The organism is Acinetobacter sp. ASP199 (assembly GCF_022700675.1).
GTDB lineage: Bacteria > Pseudomonadota > Gammaproteobacteria > Pseudomonadales > Moraxellaceae > Acinetobacter.
In genome coordinates this window covers 2931173-2950858 of sequence record NZ_CP062182.1, presented here as the reverse complement: position 1 = coordinate 2950858, position 19686 = coordinate 2931173, and the positions used below count along the sequence as shown (strand labels likewise).

The 19686-nt window shown below is 44.5% G+C and carries 18 protein-coding genes, 2 tRNA genes and 1 pseudogene; 8 read left to right on the top strand and 13 right to left on the bottom strand.

The features are described from left to right. Positions 1-9: 9 nt before the first annotated feature. Genes IHE35_RS14180 through galE form a run of 3 tightly spaced genes read left to right on the top strand, consistent with a single transcriptional unit; the run spans position 10 to position 3948 of the window. Positions 10-1266, top strand: a complete 1257-nt coding sequence (locus IHE35_RS14180) for a nucleotide sugar dehydrogenase (protein WP_163164501.1) — start codon at positions 10-12, stop codon at positions 1264-1266. Continuing rightward, positions 1266-2939, top strand: coding sequence for a glucose-6-phosphate isomerase (gene pgi / locus IHE35_RS14175; protein WP_242788227.1), 1674 nt, complete (start codon positions 1266-1268; stop codon positions 2937-2939). The genes IHE35_RS14180 and pgi overlap by 1 nt, the downstream gene beginning before the upstream one ends. Next, complete coding sequence (gene galE, locus IHE35_RS14170) at positions 2932-3948, top strand: UDP-glucose 4-epimerase GalE (protein ID WP_242788226.1); 1017 nt, start codon at positions 2932-2934, stop codon at positions 3946-3948. The genes pgi and galE overlap by 8 nt, the downstream gene beginning before the upstream one ends. Positions 3949-4023: 75 nt before the next feature. Here galE and IHE35_RS14165 read toward each other — a convergent pair whose 3' ends face one another. From IHE35_RS14165 to IHE35_RS14110, 12 genes are all read right to left on the bottom strand, one after another. Then, positions 4024-5394 (bottom strand): phosphomannomutase CpsG, encoded by a 1371-nt coding sequence (locus IHE35_RS14165; protein ID WP_242788225.1) that lies wholly within the window; start codon positions 5392-5394, stop codon positions 4024-4026. A gap of 58 nt (positions 5395-5452) precedes the next feature. After that, positions 5453-7291 (bottom strand): glutamine--fructose-6-phosphate transaminase (isomerizing), encoded by a 1839-nt coding sequence (glmS, locus tag IHE35_RS14160; protein WP_242788223.1) that lies wholly within the window; start codon positions 7289-7291, stop codon positions 5453-5455. A gap of 11 nt (positions 7292-7302) precedes the next feature. Next, positions 7303-8667 (bottom strand): bifunctional UDP-N-acetylglucosamine diphosphorylase/glucosamine-1-phosphate N-acetyltransferase GlmU, encoded by a 1365-nt coding sequence (gene glmU / locus IHE35_RS14155; protein ID WP_242788221.1) that lies wholly within the window; start codon positions 8665-8667, stop codon positions 7303-7305. Positions 8668-8687: 20 nt separating this feature from the next. Then, the gene (locus IHE35_RS14150; RefSeq protein WP_242788219.1) at positions 8688-9209 is read right to left on the bottom strand and encodes a phosphatidylglycerophosphatase A; all 522 of its coding nucleotides are present in this window, start codon (positions 9207-9209) and stop codon (positions 8688-8690) included. Beyond that, positions 9187-10104 carry a thiamine-phosphate kinase gene (gene thiL, locus IHE35_RS14145; RefSeq protein ID WP_242788217.1) on the bottom strand — a complete coding sequence of 306 codons (918 nt, stop codon included), beginning with the start codon at positions 10102-10104 and terminating at the stop codon, positions 9187-9189. The genes IHE35_RS14150 and thiL overlap by 23 nt, the downstream gene beginning before the upstream one ends. 20 nt (positions 10105-10124) lie before the next feature. After that, complete coding sequence (gene nusB, locus IHE35_RS14140) at positions 10125-10574, bottom strand: transcription antitermination factor NusB (RefSeq protein WP_242788215.1); 450 nt, start codon at positions 10572-10574, stop codon at positions 10125-10127. A gap of 4 nt (positions 10575-10578) precedes the next feature. Continuing rightward, positions 10579-11049, bottom strand: a complete 471-nt coding sequence (gene ribE / locus IHE35_RS14135; RefSeq protein WP_242788213.1) for a 6,7-dimethyl-8-ribityllumazine synthase — start codon at positions 11047-11049, stop codon at positions 10579-10581. Between the two features lie 19 nt (positions 11050-11068). Then, complete coding sequence (gene ribBA / locus IHE35_RS14130) at positions 11069-12184, bottom strand: bifunctional 3,4-dihydroxy-2-butanone-4-phosphate synthase/GTP cyclohydrolase II (RefSeq protein ID WP_242788212.1); 1116 nt, start codon at positions 12182-12184, stop codon at positions 11069-11071. Positions 12185-12541: 357 nt separating this feature from the next. Continuing rightward, positions 12542-14053 (bottom strand): aldehyde dehydrogenase family protein, encoded by a 1512-nt coding sequence (locus tag IHE35_RS14125; protein WP_242788211.1) that lies wholly within the window; start codon positions 14051-14053, stop codon positions 12542-12544. Between the two features lie 369 nt (positions 14054-14422). After that, a complete protein-coding gene (locus tag IHE35_RS14120; RefSeq protein ID WP_242788210.1) occupies positions 14423-15388 on the bottom strand; it encodes an alpha/beta hydrolase in 966 nt (321 codons plus the stop codon). 262 nt (positions 15389-15650) lie between these two features. Then, a tRNA-Gly gene (locus tag IHE35_RS14115) sits at positions 15651-15726 on the bottom strand. 47 nt (positions 15727-15773) lie between these two features. Beyond that, positions 15774-15849, bottom strand: a tRNA-Gly gene (locus IHE35_RS14110). Positions 15850-16093: 244 nt separating this feature from the next. On the opposite strand from IHE35_RS14110, the gene IHE35_RS14105 reads away from it, so the two are divergent. From IHE35_RS14105 to IHE35_RS14085, 5 genes and pseudogenes are all read left to right on the top strand, one after another. Next, positions 16094-16402 (top strand): BolA family protein, encoded by a 309-nt coding sequence (locus IHE35_RS14105; protein WP_242788209.1) that lies wholly within the window; start codon positions 16094-16096, stop codon positions 16400-16402. A 9-nt stretch (positions 16403-16411) separates the two neighbouring features. Continuing rightward, a complete protein-coding gene (locus tag IHE35_RS14100) occupies positions 16412-16804 on the top strand; it encodes a SirB2 family protein (RefSeq protein WP_242788208.1) in 393 nt (130 codons plus the stop codon). Between the two features lie 62 nt (positions 16805-16866). Further along, a complete protein-coding gene (locus tag IHE35_RS14095; protein ID WP_242788207.1) occupies positions 16867-17703 on the top strand; it encodes a ParA family protein in 837 nt (278 codons plus the stop codon). 16 nt (positions 17704-17719) lie between these two features. Continuing rightward, entirely contained in the window at positions 17720-18115 is a 396-nt protein-coding gene (locus tag IHE35_RS14090) for a hypothetical protein (RefSeq protein ID WP_242788205.1), read from the top strand. Between the two features lie 189 nt (positions 18116-18304). After that, a pseudogene (locus IHE35_RS14085) lies at positions 18305-18894 on the top strand (threonine transporter RhtB). A gap of 19 nt (positions 18895-18913) precedes the next feature. Here IHE35_RS14085 and IHE35_RS14080 read toward each other — a convergent pair. After that, positions 18914-19552 carry a DedA family protein gene (locus IHE35_RS14080; RefSeq protein ID WP_242788204.1) on the bottom strand — a complete coding sequence of 213 codons (639 nt, stop codon included), beginning with the start codon at positions 19550-19552 and terminating at the stop codon, positions 18914-18916. Positions 19553-19686 lie beyond the last annotated feature (134 nt).

The following is a 19686-nucleotide window of genomic DNA, read 5'->3' as shown; positions in this document are numbered from 1 at the left end:
AGGAAGCTTATGAACATTGCAGTATTTGGTCAGACTCTGTATGCCGGTGTCATGGCAGCCTTACTGGCAGAATGTGGTCATCAGGTCTACTGGTGTGATTTGCTGAAAAAACCGTCTTCCGAACAGGTTTATGCACAGGATGAAGCCGTACAGCAATTACTGAACAAACAGCACGCCAAGGGCTTTTTACAATACTGCAAGTTTGAGGCCATTCCTTTAGATGTCGATGTTTATCTGTTCAGTCTCAGTCCGACTGAAGAAATTCAGGGTCTGGAAATCTTGCGTGAGCTTAAGCTGCGTCCAATTATTCATCCAAAACTGATGATTAACGCCTCTACCTTGGGCCTGCATGGCACTGAAAAATTCCAGCAGATTCTGTCGGAAGATCACTGGATCTATTTACCGGATGTGATTCAGGAAGGTAATGCCTTACGTAGTCTGACCGAAGCCAGCCAGCTTATTGTCGGCTATAGCAATGAAACCGCGAAAACGCTTTTGAAGGAACTGCTCAGGCCGTTATTCCCGCGTGAACAGCAATACCTGTTTATGCCGGTTCTGGATGCCGAATTTACCAAACTGAGTGTGTCCGGCATGCTGGCGACGCGGATCAGCTATATTAATGATCTGGCTCTGGTGGCTGAAAAACTTGGTATTGATATTGAGCATGTACGTCAGGGGCTGGCAGCAGATAGCCGGATTGGTTCGTCTTATCTGTATCCGGGGGCCGGGTTTGGTGGCGAAAACTTCTCGCATGATATTCAGATTCTGGCCAGTACTGTGTCAGGCACCGGCGCGAAAAGCCAGTTAATGGCTCAGGTCTGGGAAATTAATGAGCAGCAAAAAGAACTGCTATTTCGCAAGCTTTGGAATTATTACCATGGTGATCTGGCCGGGAAAACTGTAGCGATCTGGGGAGCATCCTTTAAGGAAAATACCTCGCGTATCCAGCAATCCCCGATTCATGCCATGTTGACTGCACTCTGGGCGCAAGGGGTGACCGTCAAGCTGCATGATCCGCAAGCCCTGGCGGAAATTGAAAAAGTCTACGGGCAACGCGATGATCTGGTGTATTGCACAGATCAGTACGAGGCCGTAAATGGAGCACATGCCCTATGCGTGCTCACAGCCTGGAAACAATACTGGAATCCCAATTACCGCAGCCTGTTGAATCATATGCAGCATCCACTGATTCTGGATGGACGTAATATCTATAATCCGGACTATATGAAAGCACAGGGCTTTGCCTATAAAGGAGTGGGACGTTAATGAGTACGATTCAGCAACCTTATCCCCTCGAACAGAAAGATACTGTTTTAAGCCGGTTAAATAATTTAAAACAGCAGTTTGAACACAAGCATCTGCAAGAGCTATTTCAGCAAGATCCTCAGCGTTTTCAGCATTTTTCGGTGAACTTGCAGCCAGTAACCTTTGATTTTAGTAAACACCGGATAGATCAAGAGGTGTTGCAGACACTGGTGCAACTGGCGCAGGCACAAGATCTGAAGCAGTGGATCAAACGCCTGTTTTCCCAAGAACAGGTGAACTATACCGAGCAGCGTGCTGCAATGCATTGGGCCTTACGTTTGCCAGAGCAGAATGAGCAGCATCCTGAATTGGCTGCTGAGGTGCATACCCAGCTGCAACGCATGTTTACTCTGGTGGAAAAAATCCATGCCGGACAGTATCGCGGTGCCACCGGTGAAGTGATTCAGGATGTGGTCAATATCGGGGTAGGTGGCTCAGATTTGGGACCGCTGATGGTCAGTCAAGCCCTGTCTGACTTTAAACAGCCCACTCAGCGCCCCCTAAATGTACATTTTGTGTCGACCATGGATGGCAGCCAGCTGTCTGATCTGCTGCATAAGCTGCGCCCTGAAACCACGCTGTTTATTATCTCCTCCAAATCTTTCGGCACGATTGACACTTTGTCCAATGCACAAACGGTACGTCTGTGGCTGGAAAAAGCCTTGGGCCAAGACCTGTGCACGATCCAGCATCATTTTATTGGCGTCTCGACCAAGCCGGAAAAAATGACTGCTTGGGGGATTGCACCAGAAAACCAGTTCCTGCTCTGGGACTGGGTCGGAGGCCGTTATTCGCTGTGGTCCTGTATTGGCTTACCTATTGCATTGACTATCGGAGTACAGGGTTTTCAGCACTTTTTAGCAGGTGCTTATGCGGTGGATGAGCATTTCCAGACTGCTCCATTTGAACAGAATATTCCAGTGCTGATGGGACTATTAGGTGTCTGGAATAACAACTTCCTGGATATCCAGACCCATGCCGTACTGCCATATGACGGTCGTTTGAAATATTTTGCCTCTTATTTGCAGCAGCTGGAAATGGAATCTAATGGTAAATCCATTCAGCGCAATAGTGAAAAAGTAGACTGGGATACCTGTCCGATTATCTGGGGAGAAGTCGGGCCGAATGCCCAGCATGCTTTCTATCAATTATTGCATCAGGGCACCCAGTCGGTCAGCAGTGATTTTATTGCCCCAGTACAGCGTTATAATGCCAACCAGTTTACCTATGCCGATAATGCCGATGCGCTGATTGAGCAGCATCATTTGGCCCTGTCCAACTGTCTGGCGCAGTCACGGCTGCTGGCCTTTGGTAATCAGGCGCTGGATGCCAGTGAACTGACTGATCTACCGGCGTATAAGCAGTATGCAGGTAACCAGCCCAGCTCGACCATTTTAATGCAAGAGCTCAATCCTTATAGTCTGGGGATGCTGATCGCCATGTATGAACATAAGGTGTTTGTGCAGTCAGTGCTGTGGAATATCAATCCTTTTGACCAGTGGGGCGTCGAAAAAGGCAAGGAAATTGCCAATCAGCTCTTGCCGATTTTAAATGGTGAACAGACGGATGTGTCTGCACTGGATGCCTCGACACAAGGTTTAATTGCAATATTAATGGGGAAACAACGTGGCTAAAGTCTTGGTAACCGGTGGGGCCGGTTATATCGGTTCACATACCTGTCTGGAATTATTAAATGCCGGACATGAAGTCGTGGTATTAGATAATCTTTCTAATAGTTCTGAAGAATCTCTGAATCGTGTGCAGGCTTTAGCTTCAAAATCTTTGGACTTTATTCAGGGTGATATTCTAGATCAGGATATTCTGAATCGGATTTTTAGTACTTATCAAATTGATGCCGTGATCCATTTTGCCGGTTTAAAAGCGGTAGGGGAAAGCCAGCAAGTTCCACTAAAATACTTTGAAAATAATATTTCAGGTTCCATCAGTCTGGTACAGGCCATGCAGCGCGCTGGGGTTTTCCGTCTGGTGTTTAGCTCATCCGCCACGGTATATGATGAAGCCAATATCTCGCCTTTAAATGAAGACATGCCAACCGGGATACCGAGCAATAACTACGGTTATACCAAGCTGATTGTAGAGCAGCTATTACAAAAGCTATCGGTATCTGATGAACGCTGGTCGATTGCCTTGCTGCGTTATTTTAATCCGGTTGGTGCGCATAAAAGCGGACAAATAGGGGAAGACCCGCAAGGGATTCCAAATAACCTGATGCCGTATGTGACTCAGGTGGCGGTTGGTCGTCGTGAAAAATTATCAATCTTTGGGGATGATTACGATACGGTCGATGGGACTGGGGTACGGGATTATATCCATGTGGTGGATCTGGCCAATGCGCATTTATGTGCACTCAATAACCGTCTTGATGCACATGGCTGTCGTGCCTGGAACATCGGTACGGGACAGGGCTGTTCAGTTTTGCAAATCAAGAATACCTTTGAACAGGTCAATGCGGTGCAGATTCCATTTGAAATCGCGCCCCGTCGTGAAGGCGATGTGGCGACGTCTTTTGCCGACAATACCCGTGCAGTCCAGGAGCTGGGCTGGCAGCCACAATATGGTCTGGAAGATATGCTGGCAGATAGCTGGAACTGGCAGAAACAGAATCCGCAGGGTTATCGCTAAAATTCTTTTAATTGTATAAATAAAATGGGAGTTCAACAATTGAACTCCCATTTTATTGTGCTTGATCTAGGAAGATTAACCTTGAATCAGCTGGGTCAGTTCATCCACATAGTCTTGCATCGGTTTTGGATTTCGGTCCGCCCGTGTTTCAATATTCAGGCGCAATAACGGCTCGGTATTGGATGCACGTACATTCACACGCCATGCATCAAATTCCAGGCTGACACCATCTGTCTGATCAATTTCTGGATTTTGATCTGCATAGTGATCAAAGATTTTCTGGATAGTCGTTTGAGTATCGGCAACCTTGAAGTTAATTTCACCTGAACATGGAAATTTGGCAATCATCTCTTCAACCAGAGCCGATAATGGTTTTTGTGTCTCAGATAAAACAGACACGGCCAATAGCCAAGGAATCATCCCACTGTCACAGTAGGCGAAGTCACGGAAGTAGTGATGCGCACTCATTTCACCACCATATACGGCATTATGTTCACGCATTTTTTCTTTAATAAAGGAATGACCAGACTTGGACTGGATTGCTTGACCTTTGAACTGTTCAACAATATCCAATGTGTTCCAGACCAGACGCGGGTCATGCACAATCTTTTCACCGGCCTGTTTCAGCAGGAACGCCTGTGCCAGCAGACCGACAATATAATAGCCTTCAATGAACTGGCCTTTTTCATCGAACAGGAAACAGCGGTCAAAGTCGCCATCCCAGGCAATCCCCATATCCGCACCATGCTGAATGACTGCCTCACGGGTGCTGTCACGGTTTTCAACCAGAATTGGATTCGGAATCCCATTTGGGAAGTTACCATCCGCTTCATGGTGAATCTTGATAAATTCAACTGGAATGTTTACAGCTTTAAATTTGTCTTCAATTGCATCAATCACATGACCTGCAGCACCATTACCGGCATTCACCACCAGTTTTAACGGGCGAACTTTTACAGGGTCGATATATGTCATTAGATGATCGACAAATTCAGGCAGGATATTATATTTTTCTGTGGTGCCTTTAACGGCAACGTCTTTAAATTCGCCTGATTCTGCTAAAGCCTGAATCTCTTTAAGACCAGTGTCAGCACTGATCGGACGGGCATTTTCACGCACCAGTTTCATGCCGTTATAATCCATCGGGTTATGACTGGCAGTGACTTCAATACCACCTTGCACATCTAAATGGAAGGCACCAAAATAAACTTCTTCAGTCCCGGTCATACCTAAATCCAGGACATTCACGCCCGCATCATTTAAACCGCGGATAGTGGCCTGTTTTAAATCTTCACTGCTAAGGCGCACATCACAACCGACCACAACGGTTTTGGGCTGGTAAATTTGTCCATAGGCGCGACCAATTTTATAAGAAATCTCTTCATTGAGTTCGCTGCCCAATCTGCCGCGAATGTCATAGGCTTTAAAGCAGGTGAGGTTTGTCATAGGTATATCCATTCATATCAAGCAATGAAAAGGCTGGTCGAGCCAGCCTTTTTAGTTTTTATTCAACAGTGACAGATTTTGCAAGATTACGGGGTTGATCGACATCGGTACCGCGTAATACAGCCACATGATAAGACAGCAATTGCACAGGAATACTGTAAACAATTGGCGCAAGAATTGGATCAACAGTTGGTATAAAGACCACATGTTGACGGTCTTTGGCTTTAATGCCACTGTTCTCATCAGCAAAAACAAACAGTTCACCACCACGGGCCTGAACTTCTTCCATATTGGATTTTAGTTTATCCAGCATGTCATCCTGCGGAGCCATAATCACGACTGGCATATCGTTGTCGACCAAGGCCAATGGACCATGCTTCAGTTCGCCTGCCGCATAACCTTCAGCATGAATATAGGAAATTTCCTTCAGCTTCAAGGCGCCTTCTAGTGCAATTGGGAAATGTGTACCACGGCCCAGGAACAGACAGTGTTGTTTTTCTACAAACAGTTCAGAAAGACGTAAAATTTCATCATCATGATGCAAGGTGTCCAGAATCACTTTTGGCATATGCCATAAGTCAGTACTAATGGCTGTGACCTGTTCTGCTGAAATTGTATTTTTGACGGTACCTAGTTTTAATACCAACAGCATCAGTGCAGCCAGCTGAGTGGTAAAAGCTTTGGTTGAGGCCACACCAATCTCAGGACCTGCCAAAGTCAGCAGGCTATAATTGGTTTCACGGACCATCGAAGAGGTTGCCACGTTACAGATCGTCATCGTGGTGATGTCCAGTCCTTTAGCAGCGGCACGTTTCTGTGTATCACGTAATGCAGCTAAGGTATCTGCAGTTTCACCAGATTGGGAAATACATACATAGAGGGTGTGATTTACAATCACTGGAGTACGATAACGGAATTCGCTGGCAATTTCGACTTGGCAAGGCAGATCAATCAGCTGTTCAAACCAGTATTTGGCAATCATACCGGCATGATAACTGGTACCGCAGGCAATAATCTGGATTTGCTGAATTTTTGAGAAGTCCTGTTCTGCACAAGCAAGGAAATCTTCGCGCAGATCGTTACCATTTAAGGCTTGTGATATGGTCTGTTTGATTGCTTCAGGCTGCTCATAAATTTCCTTGAGCATATAGTGCTTGTATTCACCTTTAGACGCATTGCTGACGGCAGCATCCAGTTCCTTGACCGGGCGATCGACCAGTTGACCATCGACAAACACTTCAATCGTGGTGCGGGTCAAACGGGCAATATCACCTTCTTCAAGATAGATAAAACGGTTGGTAATCGGAAGCAGCGCCAGCTGGTCAGAGCTAATAAAGTTTTCACCAATACCGACACCAATCACCAGCGGAGAACCTTCACGCACGGTAATTAGTTCATCCGGGTGGTCAGTATGTACGATGCCCAGTGCATAAGCACCTTTTAGCTGAGGAACCACTTGGCGTACAGCTTCTAACAGGCTCGGGGTAGATTTCAGTGCATCATTGATCAGATGGGCAACCACCTCAGTATCGGTCTGGGAGGTAAACACATAGCCTAAAGCTTCAAGATCATCTTTGAGTTCCTGATAGTTTTCAATAATCCCGTTATGAACCACTGCAACATTTTCAGAAATATGTGGATGCGCATTTTCTTCAGTCGGTTTGCCATGCGTTGCCCAGCGTGTATGTGCAATACCGAGGGAACCGCTAATCTGTGATTCATTAACAGCCTGTTCAAGGTTTGCCACTTTACCGACCCGACGTTCACGCAGGACCTGGCTATTGTGAATGAGCGCCAAACCCGCTGAATCATAACCACGGTATTCCAGGCGTTTTAAGCCTTCAATCAAAATATTGGTAATACTACGTTCCGCAATGCCACCGACAATACCACACATATTTGTTCCCCTTATTTCTTGATTTTTTGCGGACGTGGATAGTTTTCTTTGGCAAACTGCTTTGAACGTTCTACCGCTAAACTGTTCTCTGCCACATCACGGGTAATCGTCGAGCCTGCACCGACTGTAGCACCGTTGCCAATTCTCACAGGTGCAACCAATGAACTGTTTGAACCAATAAAGGCCTGATCACCAATAATTGTTTTAAATTTGTTGGCGCCATCATAATTGCAGGTAATGGTACCTGCACCAATATTTGAGCCTGCACCAACTTCAGCATCACCTAAATAAGTGAAGTGATTGGCTTTTGAGCCTAGACCAATCGTCGTATTTTTTACTTCAACGAAGTTACCAATATGGACTTCATTTGCTAATTTCGCACCTGGGCGTAAACGTGCGAATGGACCAATTTGCGCATGTTCACCCACAATCGCACTATCAAATACGCTATACGGTTGAACTTTGGTACCTGCTGCGATTTTAGTATTTTTAATGACACAGCCTGCGCCAATTTCAACGCCATTACCAAGTTCACAGTCACCTTCAATGATTACGTTGATATCAATACGCACATCTTGACCGACAGTTAAATTGCCACGGAGGTCAAAACGGCTTGGATCAATCAGATGCACGCCTTGTTGCATGAGTTTTTTCGCTTGATCAGCTTGGTATTGACGTTCTAAAGCCGCCAGTTGTACACGATCATTCACACCTTCAACTTCAAAAGCTTGTTCAGGTTGTACCGATGCGACTTGCATACCATCTGCGAGTGCCATAGCCACGATATCCGTCAGGTAATATTCACCTTGTGCATTGTTATTGCTAAGGAGGGGTAACCACTGATGTAATTTGGCATTGCTGACAGCATAGATACCAGTATTGATTTCCTTGATTTGACGTTGTTCGTCAGATGCATCTTTATGTTCAACGATGGCTTGGATGGCGCTATTTTCACGCACGATACGGCCGTAACCATTGGCATCAGGCAGGGTTAGGGTGACCAGACCAATACCAGTTGCTGCAGTCGCATCGAGTAATTTTTGCAAGGTCACAGGATTAATGCAGGGTACATCACCAGAAAGAATGAGTGATACACCGTCGCGAGGCAGAACTGGCAAAGTCATCTGTACCGCATGACCGGTACCGAGCTGTTCAGCCTGTTCTACCCATTTAATATCGTGTTGTAGAAATGCTGACTGAACCCGGTCACCACCATGACCATAAATCGTAATAATATTATCTGCGTTTAATTTTTTTGCTGTTTCAATCACATGCCCGAGTAATGGACGTCCTGCAAGTGGTTGTAACACTTTTGGTAAAGATGAGCGCATGCGCGTACCTTTACCTGCAGCAAGAATAATAACAGTCGTTGACATGTTCTAATCCTAAAAATGGCTTAAGCCACGGTGAAATAAAAATAAACCCAGATGCATAACGCAGCCCAAAGCCCCGCAATAATGTCATCCAGCATGATGCCAAAACCGCCGTCCACTTGACGGTCAATGACACGAATTGGCCATGGTTTCCAGACATCGAATAAACGGAACAGGGCAAAACCGACCAATGCCCATGTCCAGCTCACTTCATTCAGATAGAGCAAAGGCAAAAAGGTAATCGATTGTCCTGCAAATTCATCCCACACAATGCGACCATCATCATGTACACCCATGACTTTAGCGGTATGACCGCAAATATAAATACCAATGAGCGACATCAGAATGATGGCTAATATGGTGCTGGATAGGCCAATTGCAAGCCAGAGCGGAATAAGCAATAATGCAAAAGCCGAACCAAAAGTACCCGGCGCTTTCGGTAATAAGCCCGAACCAAAACCAACGCCACAGAACACAATAAAACGGTTAGTCCATGACATGGCTTTAAAATTGATTGAAGGTTTATGCAAAGTGTTGATACCCATTAAATTGAAGCAAATGATCTACGCCATCTTTTTCAAAAGTTAAGCCGTGCTGCTGCTGAATTGTGCCGATCATACTAATCGAAACATCAAGTTGTTTTTGCAATAATTTTTCATAATTTTGCGGGCTTATTGTAAAACATAATTCATAATCGTCGCCACCTGACAATGCATATTGCCATTTTTGCTCATCGCTTAAGGCGTGCAGAGCAGGGCTCAGCGGTAAGTTTTCAAGTTGTAACTTTGCACCGACATTCGAAGCTTTTAGAATATGTCCAAGATCTTGTGCAAGACCGTCTGAGACATCAATCATACTGTGGGCCAGACCTTTTAAGGCGACACCGAGTTGACAGCGTGGGGTTGGATAATCCAATCGTTTTTGCAAGGCATGACCTAAGTGCTGTAAGCCATAAGCGGCATCGCCGACTTGACCACTGACACAAATATAATCACCCACTTGTGCACCTGAACGGGTTACCGCAAGACCAGATTCAATCCAGCCCATTGCAGTCACGGAAATCGTCAGATGAGGGCTTTGGGTGGTATCACCACCAATTAAACGCACACCAAATTGATCGCAACAATCATATAAACCCTGACTAAAACCTTTGAGCCAGTCATGATCAATTTGGGGTAAGCTCAAAGCCAGTAAAATGCTATGAGGGGTTGCACCCATTGCAGCAATGTCAGATAAATTGACAGCCACAGATTTCCAGCCAATCGCATGTGGATCGGTGTCGATTGGAAAATGGCGTCCAGCAACGAGCGTATCAGCACAGATGACCAATTGTTGCTGTGGGGGAGGGGTGAGCAAGGCTGAGTCATCACCGACACCTAGATCGACAGACATAGCAGTCTTACGATTGAAATAGGTATCGATAATTGAGAACTCAGCCATACAACAAATCTACTTAAAACTTAGTTAGTTTGTTGTTTTTCAGCTGCACGTAAAGACGTTGCTAAACGGTCTAATACACCATTGATGTATTTGTGGCTGTCTGCACCGCCAAAATGTTTAGCAAGCTCAATTGCTTCATCCAAAACAACGCGATAAGGAATCTCAAGGTGTTCTTTGAGTTCATACGCGCCCAGACGAAGTGTTGCGAGTTCTACGCCGTCAAGCGCAGAAAGTTCGCGATCCAGCACAGGGATAAGCAAAGCATCCAATGCTTCATGATTGGCAACCACTTGAGTCAACAATTCATGATAATAGCCAAGATCCACTTTGTGCATCGCATTGTCTACACGAGTACGTGCTTCAATCTCATGCACAGGGTTGTGGCTCATCTGCCATTCATAAATTCCTTGTACAGCAAAACGACGTGCTTTACGTTTTGCAGCATAAGTTGCTTGAAGTGTTTGCGACATAGCCTTAAATAGCCTTTAACAAGTTAACCATTTCAATCGCAGTCAAGGCAGCTTCACTACCTTTATTGCCTGCTTTTGTTCCAGAGCGTTCAATCGCTTGTTCAATACTATCCGTAGTGAGTACGCCATTAATGACAGGAAGACCAGCGTCTAGACCAACTACGCCTAAACCTTTGGCACATTCACCTGCCACGAAATCGAAGTGCGGTGTGCTACCACGAATCACAGCGCCTAAAGCAATGATGGCATCGAAATTACCAGTCGCTGCAAGTTTTTTCGCAACGATCGGAAGTTCCCAGGCACCAGGTGCATGAACGACAGTGATATTATCCTCTGATACACCATGACGTTTCAATGTATCAATGGCACCTTCTAACAGATGCTCAACAACAAAGCTATTAAAACGACCAACTAAAATCGCATAACGGTCTTCGTTCGCGAGATGTAACATACCTTCAATACGGCGAACAGCCATAATAACCTCGATTCTTATCTTAAGATGTGTGTTGTGCGGTGATGTATTCCACCACTTCTAAATTAAAACCTGATAATGCATTAAAGCGTAATGGTGAGCTGAGCAGCTTCATTTTTTCGACGCCTAGATCACGCAAAATTTGTGCGCCCACACCAATCGTTTGGTACTGCTGAGATAGAGCAGCATTGGATTTTACATTTTTCGGTGCTTTTAAAGTATCAAGCGCAGGGCCTAGATCTTGTAAATGACGTTGACCAATCCAAACCAGGACACCGCGATCACTGCTTGCAATTTCTTTGAGTGCTTTGTCCAAATTCCAGGCCGGTTCGCCGTCTTGTTTATTCAGTTTTAAGAGGTCACGTGTTGGATTAAAGCCGTGGACACGAACCGTGGTAACGCCTTCTTTCGGCTCACCTTTTACCAGTGCTACATGAATATCAGGGTTACCGAGTTCGCGGTAACGATACAGATCAAAGGTACCGTATTCGGTATCAATGGTTTGTTGATCTAAACGTTCAACCGTCTGCTCATTGGTCATACGGTAATGAATAAGGTCGGCAATCGTACCAATTTTCAAGCCATGTTTTTCAGCAAAGACTTCAAGGTCCGGGCGACGCGCCATGGTGCCATCTTCATTGATGATTTCACAAATCACTGATGCAGGCTCAAGACCTGCAAGACGCGATAAATCGCAACCTGCTTCGGTATGACCTGCGCGGTGCAGGACACCACCTGGCTGTGCCATCAATGGGAAGATATGACCCGGTTGTACGATGTCTGCAGGTTTAGCATGTGCAGCCACGGCTGTTTGAATTGTATGCGCACGCTCTGCAGGTGAAATCCCTGTCGAAATGCCTTCGGCTGCTTCAATCGATAAGGTGAAGTTAGTACCGTGTTGAGCGCCATTAGCATCTACCATTAGTGGAAGGTTCAACTGTTGGCAACGTTCTTTACTTAAAGTCAAACACACTAAACCGCGAGCATGGGTGATCATAAAGTTGATGTCTTCAGGACGCACGTGTGTGGCAGCAATGACTAAATCGCCTTCATTTTCACGATCTTCATCATCCATCAGGATGACCATCTTTCCTGCACGGATATCTGCTACAAGCTCTTCAACTGTATTGAGCGGCATCAACCTTCACCTTCTTTTTTTGATCTTGTTCAGACCGAATCATGACATTATTGGTTGCATAGTCTAACGCTTTTTGAGCAATTTTGCCTATGCTTATTGGTTTCCCTAAGTTGACCATTGTTATACACAGTCTTTTTCAGCAAAGAAAGCCGACTTTATAAGGAAGTTTTTAATTTCTGTATTTTTTTTATTCATTTAAAAATCATAAAAAAATCAATCATTATGGAAAATAAAGATATAGTAAGTTTTGGATAACATCAGACATACTTTTGGATTGCAAAGATTTAGTACATATCAGCCTAAAGCTTAAAAAATAAAAAAGCGAACCAAACGTTCGCTTTTTTTAACTTCAAATTTTTAGAAGAAACCGGCAGGCTTGGTCGAGTAACTGACCAGCAAGTTTTTGGTTTGTTGATAATGATCGAGCATCATTTTATGGTTTTCGCGTCCAATCCCTGATTTTTTATAACCACCGAATGCCGCATGGGCAGGGTAAATGTGATAACAGTTGGTCCATACCCGACCAGCTTGAATGGCACGACCAGCACGATAAGAGGTATGTGCTGAACGTGACCACACACCTGCACCTAGACCATAAATGGTGTCATTGGCAATTTTGATGGCATCATCAAAGTCTTTAAAGGTGGCGACAGCAAGCACAGGTCCAAAAATTTCTTCCTGGAAAGTTTTCATGTCATTGGTACCTTTAAAGATGGTCGGTTCAATATAGAAGCCTTGTCCGACTTCCTGACGTTCACCACCGCCAAGCAAGACCTCGGCACCTTCTTCACGACCTGTGGCGATACAACCCAAGATTTTATCTTGCTGTTCTTGCGATGCCTGTGCGCCAATCATGGTGTCGGTATCCAGTGGATGACCGGTCTTAATACGCTTCACACGCTCAACCGCGCGTTCCAGGAATTTGTCTGCAATACTTTCCTGTACCAAGGCACGCGATGGACAGGTACAAATTTCCCCCTGATTCAGGGCAAACATGGTAAAACCTTCTAGGGCTTTGTCTAGGTATTCATCCTCTTGATCCATCACATCTGCAAAGAACAGGTTCGGTGATTTACCACCAAGTTCCAAGGTCACTGGAATAATATTTTCAGTCGCATATTGCATGATCAGCTGACCGACTGCTGTTGAGCCAGTAAATGCAATCTTAGAAATACGCGGATTGGTTGCCAGTGGACGACCCACCTCAACGCCATAACCATTCACAATATTCAGTACACCTGGTGGCAAAAGATCCTGAATTAATTCAACCAGAACTAAAATACTGACTGGGGTTTGTTCCGCAGGTTTCAGCACAATACAGTTACCAGCAGCTAAAGCCGGAGCCAGTTTCCATGCTGCCATGAGGATGGGGAAGTTCCATGGAATGATTTGACCGACCACGCCCAGTGGTTCATGGAAGTGATAGGCAATAGTGTCTTCATCAATCTCGGAAATGCCGCCTTCCTGTGCGCGAATACAACCTGCAAAATAACGGAAGTGGTCGATACACAGTGGAATGTCGGCATTCAGTGTTTCACGAATCGGTTTACCGTTGTCCCAAGTTTCTGCAACAGCAAGCAGTTCAAGATTTTCCTCTAAACGATCGGCAATTTTTAATAAAATATTTGAACGTGTAGTAGGTGATGAACTATTCCATTGTGCTTTGGCAGCATGGGCTGCATCGAGTGCGAGTTCAATATCCTCGGCACTGGAGCGCGGTACTTTAGTAAAGGCTTTACCATCGACCGGGGAAATATTATCAAAGTATTCACCTTTGACAGGCGGTACCCATTTACCACCAATAAAGTTTTCGTATTGTCCTTTAAACTGGATTTTTGAACCGTCGGTATTTGGATCTGCGTAACGCATATTGTTGTCCTTTGATTGATTGTTATAGCTGTGAGAGAAATAAATGTGAGAGACGAAGACTCATCTTGGAATGAATGGTTATAGCTAATATAAAGAGCAAATCTGACGGTATGTCGAGGGTTTACAAGCGTGCTACAAAAGGTAACAAGCGGGGTATAAGAAGATTTTATTATTTTTAATAAAAATCAGTTTATTAGGTTAAATAGATTAAAGTTTTAAAAGGTTAAAACATGATATTTCTCACATATAAGCTGATTGAAAAATAACAATCAGCTGATGCTAAATTAAAATTCTTTAATTAAATTTTGGGGAAGGTCATTTATTATTTTCCTTCCCACTATTTGGCAAATTATTAGCGTTACGAACTGGTCAAAGTCCTTTTGTTTGTAACCACTCAAACAGTTGTTGATAGACCTGTTCTCGCACCGCTTTTTCTGACAGTACCAAGTCATGCAAGCCGTTATGAATTTCACATAAAGTGACATCACCTGATATTTTTCTGGCATGCTGAATCATGTCCTGCACTTCCAGGATCACATCGCTGCTTTGTGCATGACGATTAAATTTTCGTGGATAAGTGGTCTGATGGGAGTGCATGATCAAGACAGGAATGCTTAACTGAATGCCTTGATGCAGTTCTTTTTGGGCTTCATGAATGGCATGTACAAAGCTCAAGCGTACCATTGGATAGCGGACTTTTTTCCATTCGAGGTTAAAGTCCCATTCTCCATGATGGCTGGCATGTAAACTCGGGACATACCATTTATTCAGACGACTTGGGAATAGCAAGTTTGGAAAACGTTTGCCCATGGCTGCCATTCGAGGAATGGCAAATTTCTTTTCCAGACGACTCATATTGAAGTCATAAAAGGGACTGTTGGCCCAGAGCGCTTTAATCAATGGATGATCAGGATGATGTGCGGCATACAAGGTTGTGGTTAAACCACCCGTCGAATGTCCGCAAAGCAACACGGCCTCATGCTCTTCCTGAGCAATAATATTTAAAGCTTCAGTAATTTCTGCATCATATTCCGACAGGCTATGGACGTTATAGTATTTCTGATGGGGCAGATAGGAGCGGCCATATTTACGCAGATCCAGGGCATAGAAGTCAAAACCCTGCTCATTGAAACGCTCTGCCATTTCAGTCTGGAAAAAATAGTCGATAAAGCCATGGATATACAGCACCGCTTTTTTAGTTGGCTCAGCGACTTTCTTGCGGACCAATGTTGCTACTACCTGACCTTCATAATCATTCGGAAGATCTAAGGTGGCCTGTTCATAACCCACACCTAAAATATCGGGTTGATAATTTATCTCTATTTTTGTTGTCATTATTTTCTCTTAAATTCTTGTTTGGGTTTTATATTTAGATATTTCTACACGGACGTCAAATAAAAAAACAGCACTTTCTCATGAGGAGCTGATCACCTGAATTTTAAATCTAAACAGCGCATCAGAACAGAATGACTGAGGGGGAAGCAAGAGTTCGCTGTGGTGGAAACAGATGTCTATAAACTGCTTGTTTATTATTTTCCTTGACCAAATAGTCTGAAAATAAAAAAGCCCCAATCTTTCGATCAGGGCTTTTTGAATCTGGAGCGGGAAACGAGACTCGAACTCGCGACCCCAACCTTGGCAAGGTTGTGCTCTACCAACTGAGCTATTCCCGCAGGGTCGAATAATTTTTTACTATTAAAAAACTAAACAAAAAAGAATTTGGAGCGGGAAACGAGACTCGAACTCGCGACCCCAACCTTGGCAAGGTTGTGCTCTACCAACTGAGCTATTCCCGCATGCCGTGTATAATACAGCATGCAAAAACAGGGTCAATAACTTTATGAAAAATCTTGCACCGTTTGCATAAAATAAAATCAATTCAGCCGATCCAGCGATATAAATCGACAAAATTTATGCAAAATTTTGTTAAAACAGCGCCTTGGCAACCTTTAACTCTCCTTGAGGACAGTAAAACTCCGGACAGAACAGGGTATACTGAATAGAATTTGAATCATTTGTATTGTAGTTGCGGAGAAGGCCATGAGTATTGAACAACAATTAAGGGAACGTCTGGCTACCCTCTCTCCATCTCATCTTGAGGTGGTAAATGAGTCTTCTGGTCATGGTGGCTATTACCCGGGTAAGGAATCACACTTTAAAGCGGTAATTGTTAGTGAAGCTTTTGCAGGCCTGCGTCAGGTGCAGCGCCATCAGAAAGTCTATGCCGCAGTAGGTGATTTACTGAGTCCAGAAAAAATCCATGCATTAGCCATCCATGCTTTTGTTCCAGCAGAGTGGGTCGGTCAGGATACGACCAGTCCTGAATGTGCACATGCCCCGAAAAACTAAGAGGAACATATGGAAACCCAATTATTAGTCAAGATTATCCATATGTCTGCGGCCAGTCTGGCAATTATCGCGATTCTGGCACGTGCATTTACCTTGTTTGTTGGTACACAGGGTAATTTACCTAATCCGGTTGCACGCAAGCTATTTGTTGCTTTGCAGCATCTGGCACTTGCTGTGATTGCTGTGACAGGTGTCATTGCGCTAGTCATGAAAAACTTTGAAGTACAGCCCTGGTTCTATGCCAAGGTCATTTTATTCCTGGTACTGGTTTCATCCTTGATGAAAGCCTATAAAAAAGATGATTCTGTCCTACTGGTACAGCGTCGTGCTGGCCTGGTTATTGCAATTATTTCATTAGCTGCAATTATGGCGCTGGTGATGATTAAGCCAACTTTTGGCTAGAAAATAACATCATCTTGTTTGGCCAAATTTAAATAGATTGATAAAAATAATAGGGGGTTTTAATGCGTACACGTGTGGTGTTTAACCAAAAAGGTGGCGTGGGGAAGTCGAGTATTGCTGTGAATCTGGCAGCAATCAGTGCACATCAGGGGCATAAAACCCTGCTCATTGACCTCGATCCACAGGCCAATTCCAGCCAGTATCTGCTTGGCGACGATGCGACCTATTCAGGGGATAAGCCGGCATTAGAACCCAATATTGAAAACTATTTTGATGAAGTGCTGGGCAGCCAGCAGAACAAGGGTCTGATTGGCAATGCCATCGGCTCAATTCTGAAAACGCGCGCTAAAGGCCTGGAAAGCTATGTGCACCAGTCACCGTTTAAACATCTGGATGTGATTCCAGCCAGTCCAAGTCTAGGTACATTGGCACATGCGCTGGAATCCAAACATAAGATTTATAAACTACGTGATGCCTTGCAACAGTTAACAGGTCAGTATGAACGGGTATTTATTGATACGCCACCGGCCTTCAATTTCTTTACTTTATCGGCTCTCATTGCAGCAGATCGGGTGCTGATTCCTTTTGACTGTGATGTATTCTCCAAACGTGCCCTGCATACCCTGATTGAAAATGTCATCGAAACCCAGGACGACCATAATGACCGTCTGGAAATTGAAGGGATTGTGGTTAATCAGTTTCAGGCGCAGGCCAAGCTGCCACGTGATGTGGTGCAACAGCTGAAAGATGAGGGCTTGCCGGTATTAGCTAACATGCTGCCGCCATCGGTCATCATGAAGGAATCACACCAGAAAAATCAGCCCTTAATTCATTTGGCAACTGATCATAAATTGACTCAGGCCTATCAATCGTTGTTCAATGAGATTGAGCAAAAATAAAATTGATGATTACAGCATGAAACTCGTGAAATTCAGTCTTGGCGTAGTGGGCCTGGCATTGTTAAGTGCCTGTGCTACGACCGTCAAGCCGACCTATGTGTCGCCAACCCAATATCAGTCCTATGACTGCGGTCAGCTGCAAGGTGAATACAATCGTATCCAGCAGTATATCGACAGCGGTGTACAAGTGCCGAAACGAACGGGTGTTGGTGTAGGCGTCGGTGTTGGTGGCGGCTGGGGCAGCCATAGTGGTTGGGGTATTGGGCCGAGTATTTCAGTCAATATGGGCCAGTCTTCCAATACCAAAAAGACCGAACTGGCACGTCTTTTAGGGGAGCAGGAAGCAATTGTGCAGGCAGCGCGTTATAAGAGCTGCCCACTGATCATTCGCCAGACTGTACCCAAAAAATAATGATGAAGATGAGAAATGAAAATGCTGACTGAGGTCGGCATTTTTTAGCATCGCATTTTGGGAAGGGTCATTATTTTGCTAGAAAGCCGAATGGAATGACTGCTCGAAACAAATTTATGAGCATTTTCATATTGTTATATGTTGGTCAAATTCGTTAATGTTGCGCCATTCTTTGCGGTAAATTTGCGTATGATCGAAAACTGGCTATTTATTTTGGCTGTGATTGCAGTATTGATGATTCCGGGACCAGGCAATGCACTGGTTGTGCTGCACATCAACATGGTCAGGCTAGAACCAGTTTATATATACCCGCCATTCTGCTGGGTTACTTCTATGTCATTAATGTCTGGGCCTTGCTGATTCATCTTGCAGTCCCGATCTGGCCTAATTTCCAGGGCATGCTGCATATACTAAGCACCATTACCGTAGGCTGGATGACTTTCCGGCTGTTTAAAGCCAAGCAGCTGGAGCAGCATAATTCTAGGCATCCGATGATCCGGCCTTGGCAAATGTTTACTGCAACTTTAAAGAATCCTAAAGCGGCGTTGTTTGCTTCCGGTATTTTTCCCATGGCGACCTGGGAAAACCCAACCAATTTCGTGCTGTTCTTTGCGATATTCAGTCTGGTGACATAGCCGGTATTTGTCTTCTGGATGGCGTTCGGTCAGGCAATTCTAGCTGGGGAGTCTGAGAAAATAAAAACCGACCTGGTATATAAAGGGTCGGTCCTGTTTTTGCTGCTCTGCCTGATTCCGCTGATTATCAGTGTATTTAACTGAATCCAGCACTTATGAGAATTTAAGCCATTTTGTTCTTTTTCAGCTTTTGCTGAATAAAACCAAAAATGCCTGGCAATACACTAATAATAATGATGCCAAAGATCAGATAGGTAAAGTTATCTTTAACGATTGGCATATTTCCAAACAGATAACCCAAGATCACAAAAGAGCTGATCCACAAGAAACCACCAATCACGTTATAGCTCAGGAAATACTTGTAATTCATACTGCCAGCACCAGCCACAAAAGGAGCAAAGGTGCGGGCAAAAGGCACGAAACGGGCAAAAATAATGGTCTTACCCCCATGTTTGGCAAAAAATTGCTGGGTGGCTAAAAGGTGTTTTTTATTGATAAAGCGCGATTCGATCTCAAAGACACGCGGTCCGATGAGCTTGCCAATATGATAGTTCAAGGTATCGCCTAATACTGCTGCCACGAACAGAAGCGGAATCAGTATCCATGGATCCATGGCTCCAGTAGATGCTGCAAGTGCCCCCGCAGCAAACAGCAAGCTGTCACCCGGCAGGAAAGGCATGACTACCAGTCCCGTTTCTACAAAGATAATCAGGAAAAGAATGGCATAAATCCACACCCCATAATTGGTGATGAATTCAAGCAGATGGTCATCTACGTGTAGGATAAAATCAAGCAGTTCCATGGCGCCAGTACAAGCAAAAGTGTGCTGAAATGCTAACAGTCCAAGACTGGAAAGTCAGTACCAAAACATAAATAAATTACCAGCTCGCTTCTCGAAGTTTGAGCTTATAAGTTAGCTTACAAATTATTTTTGAA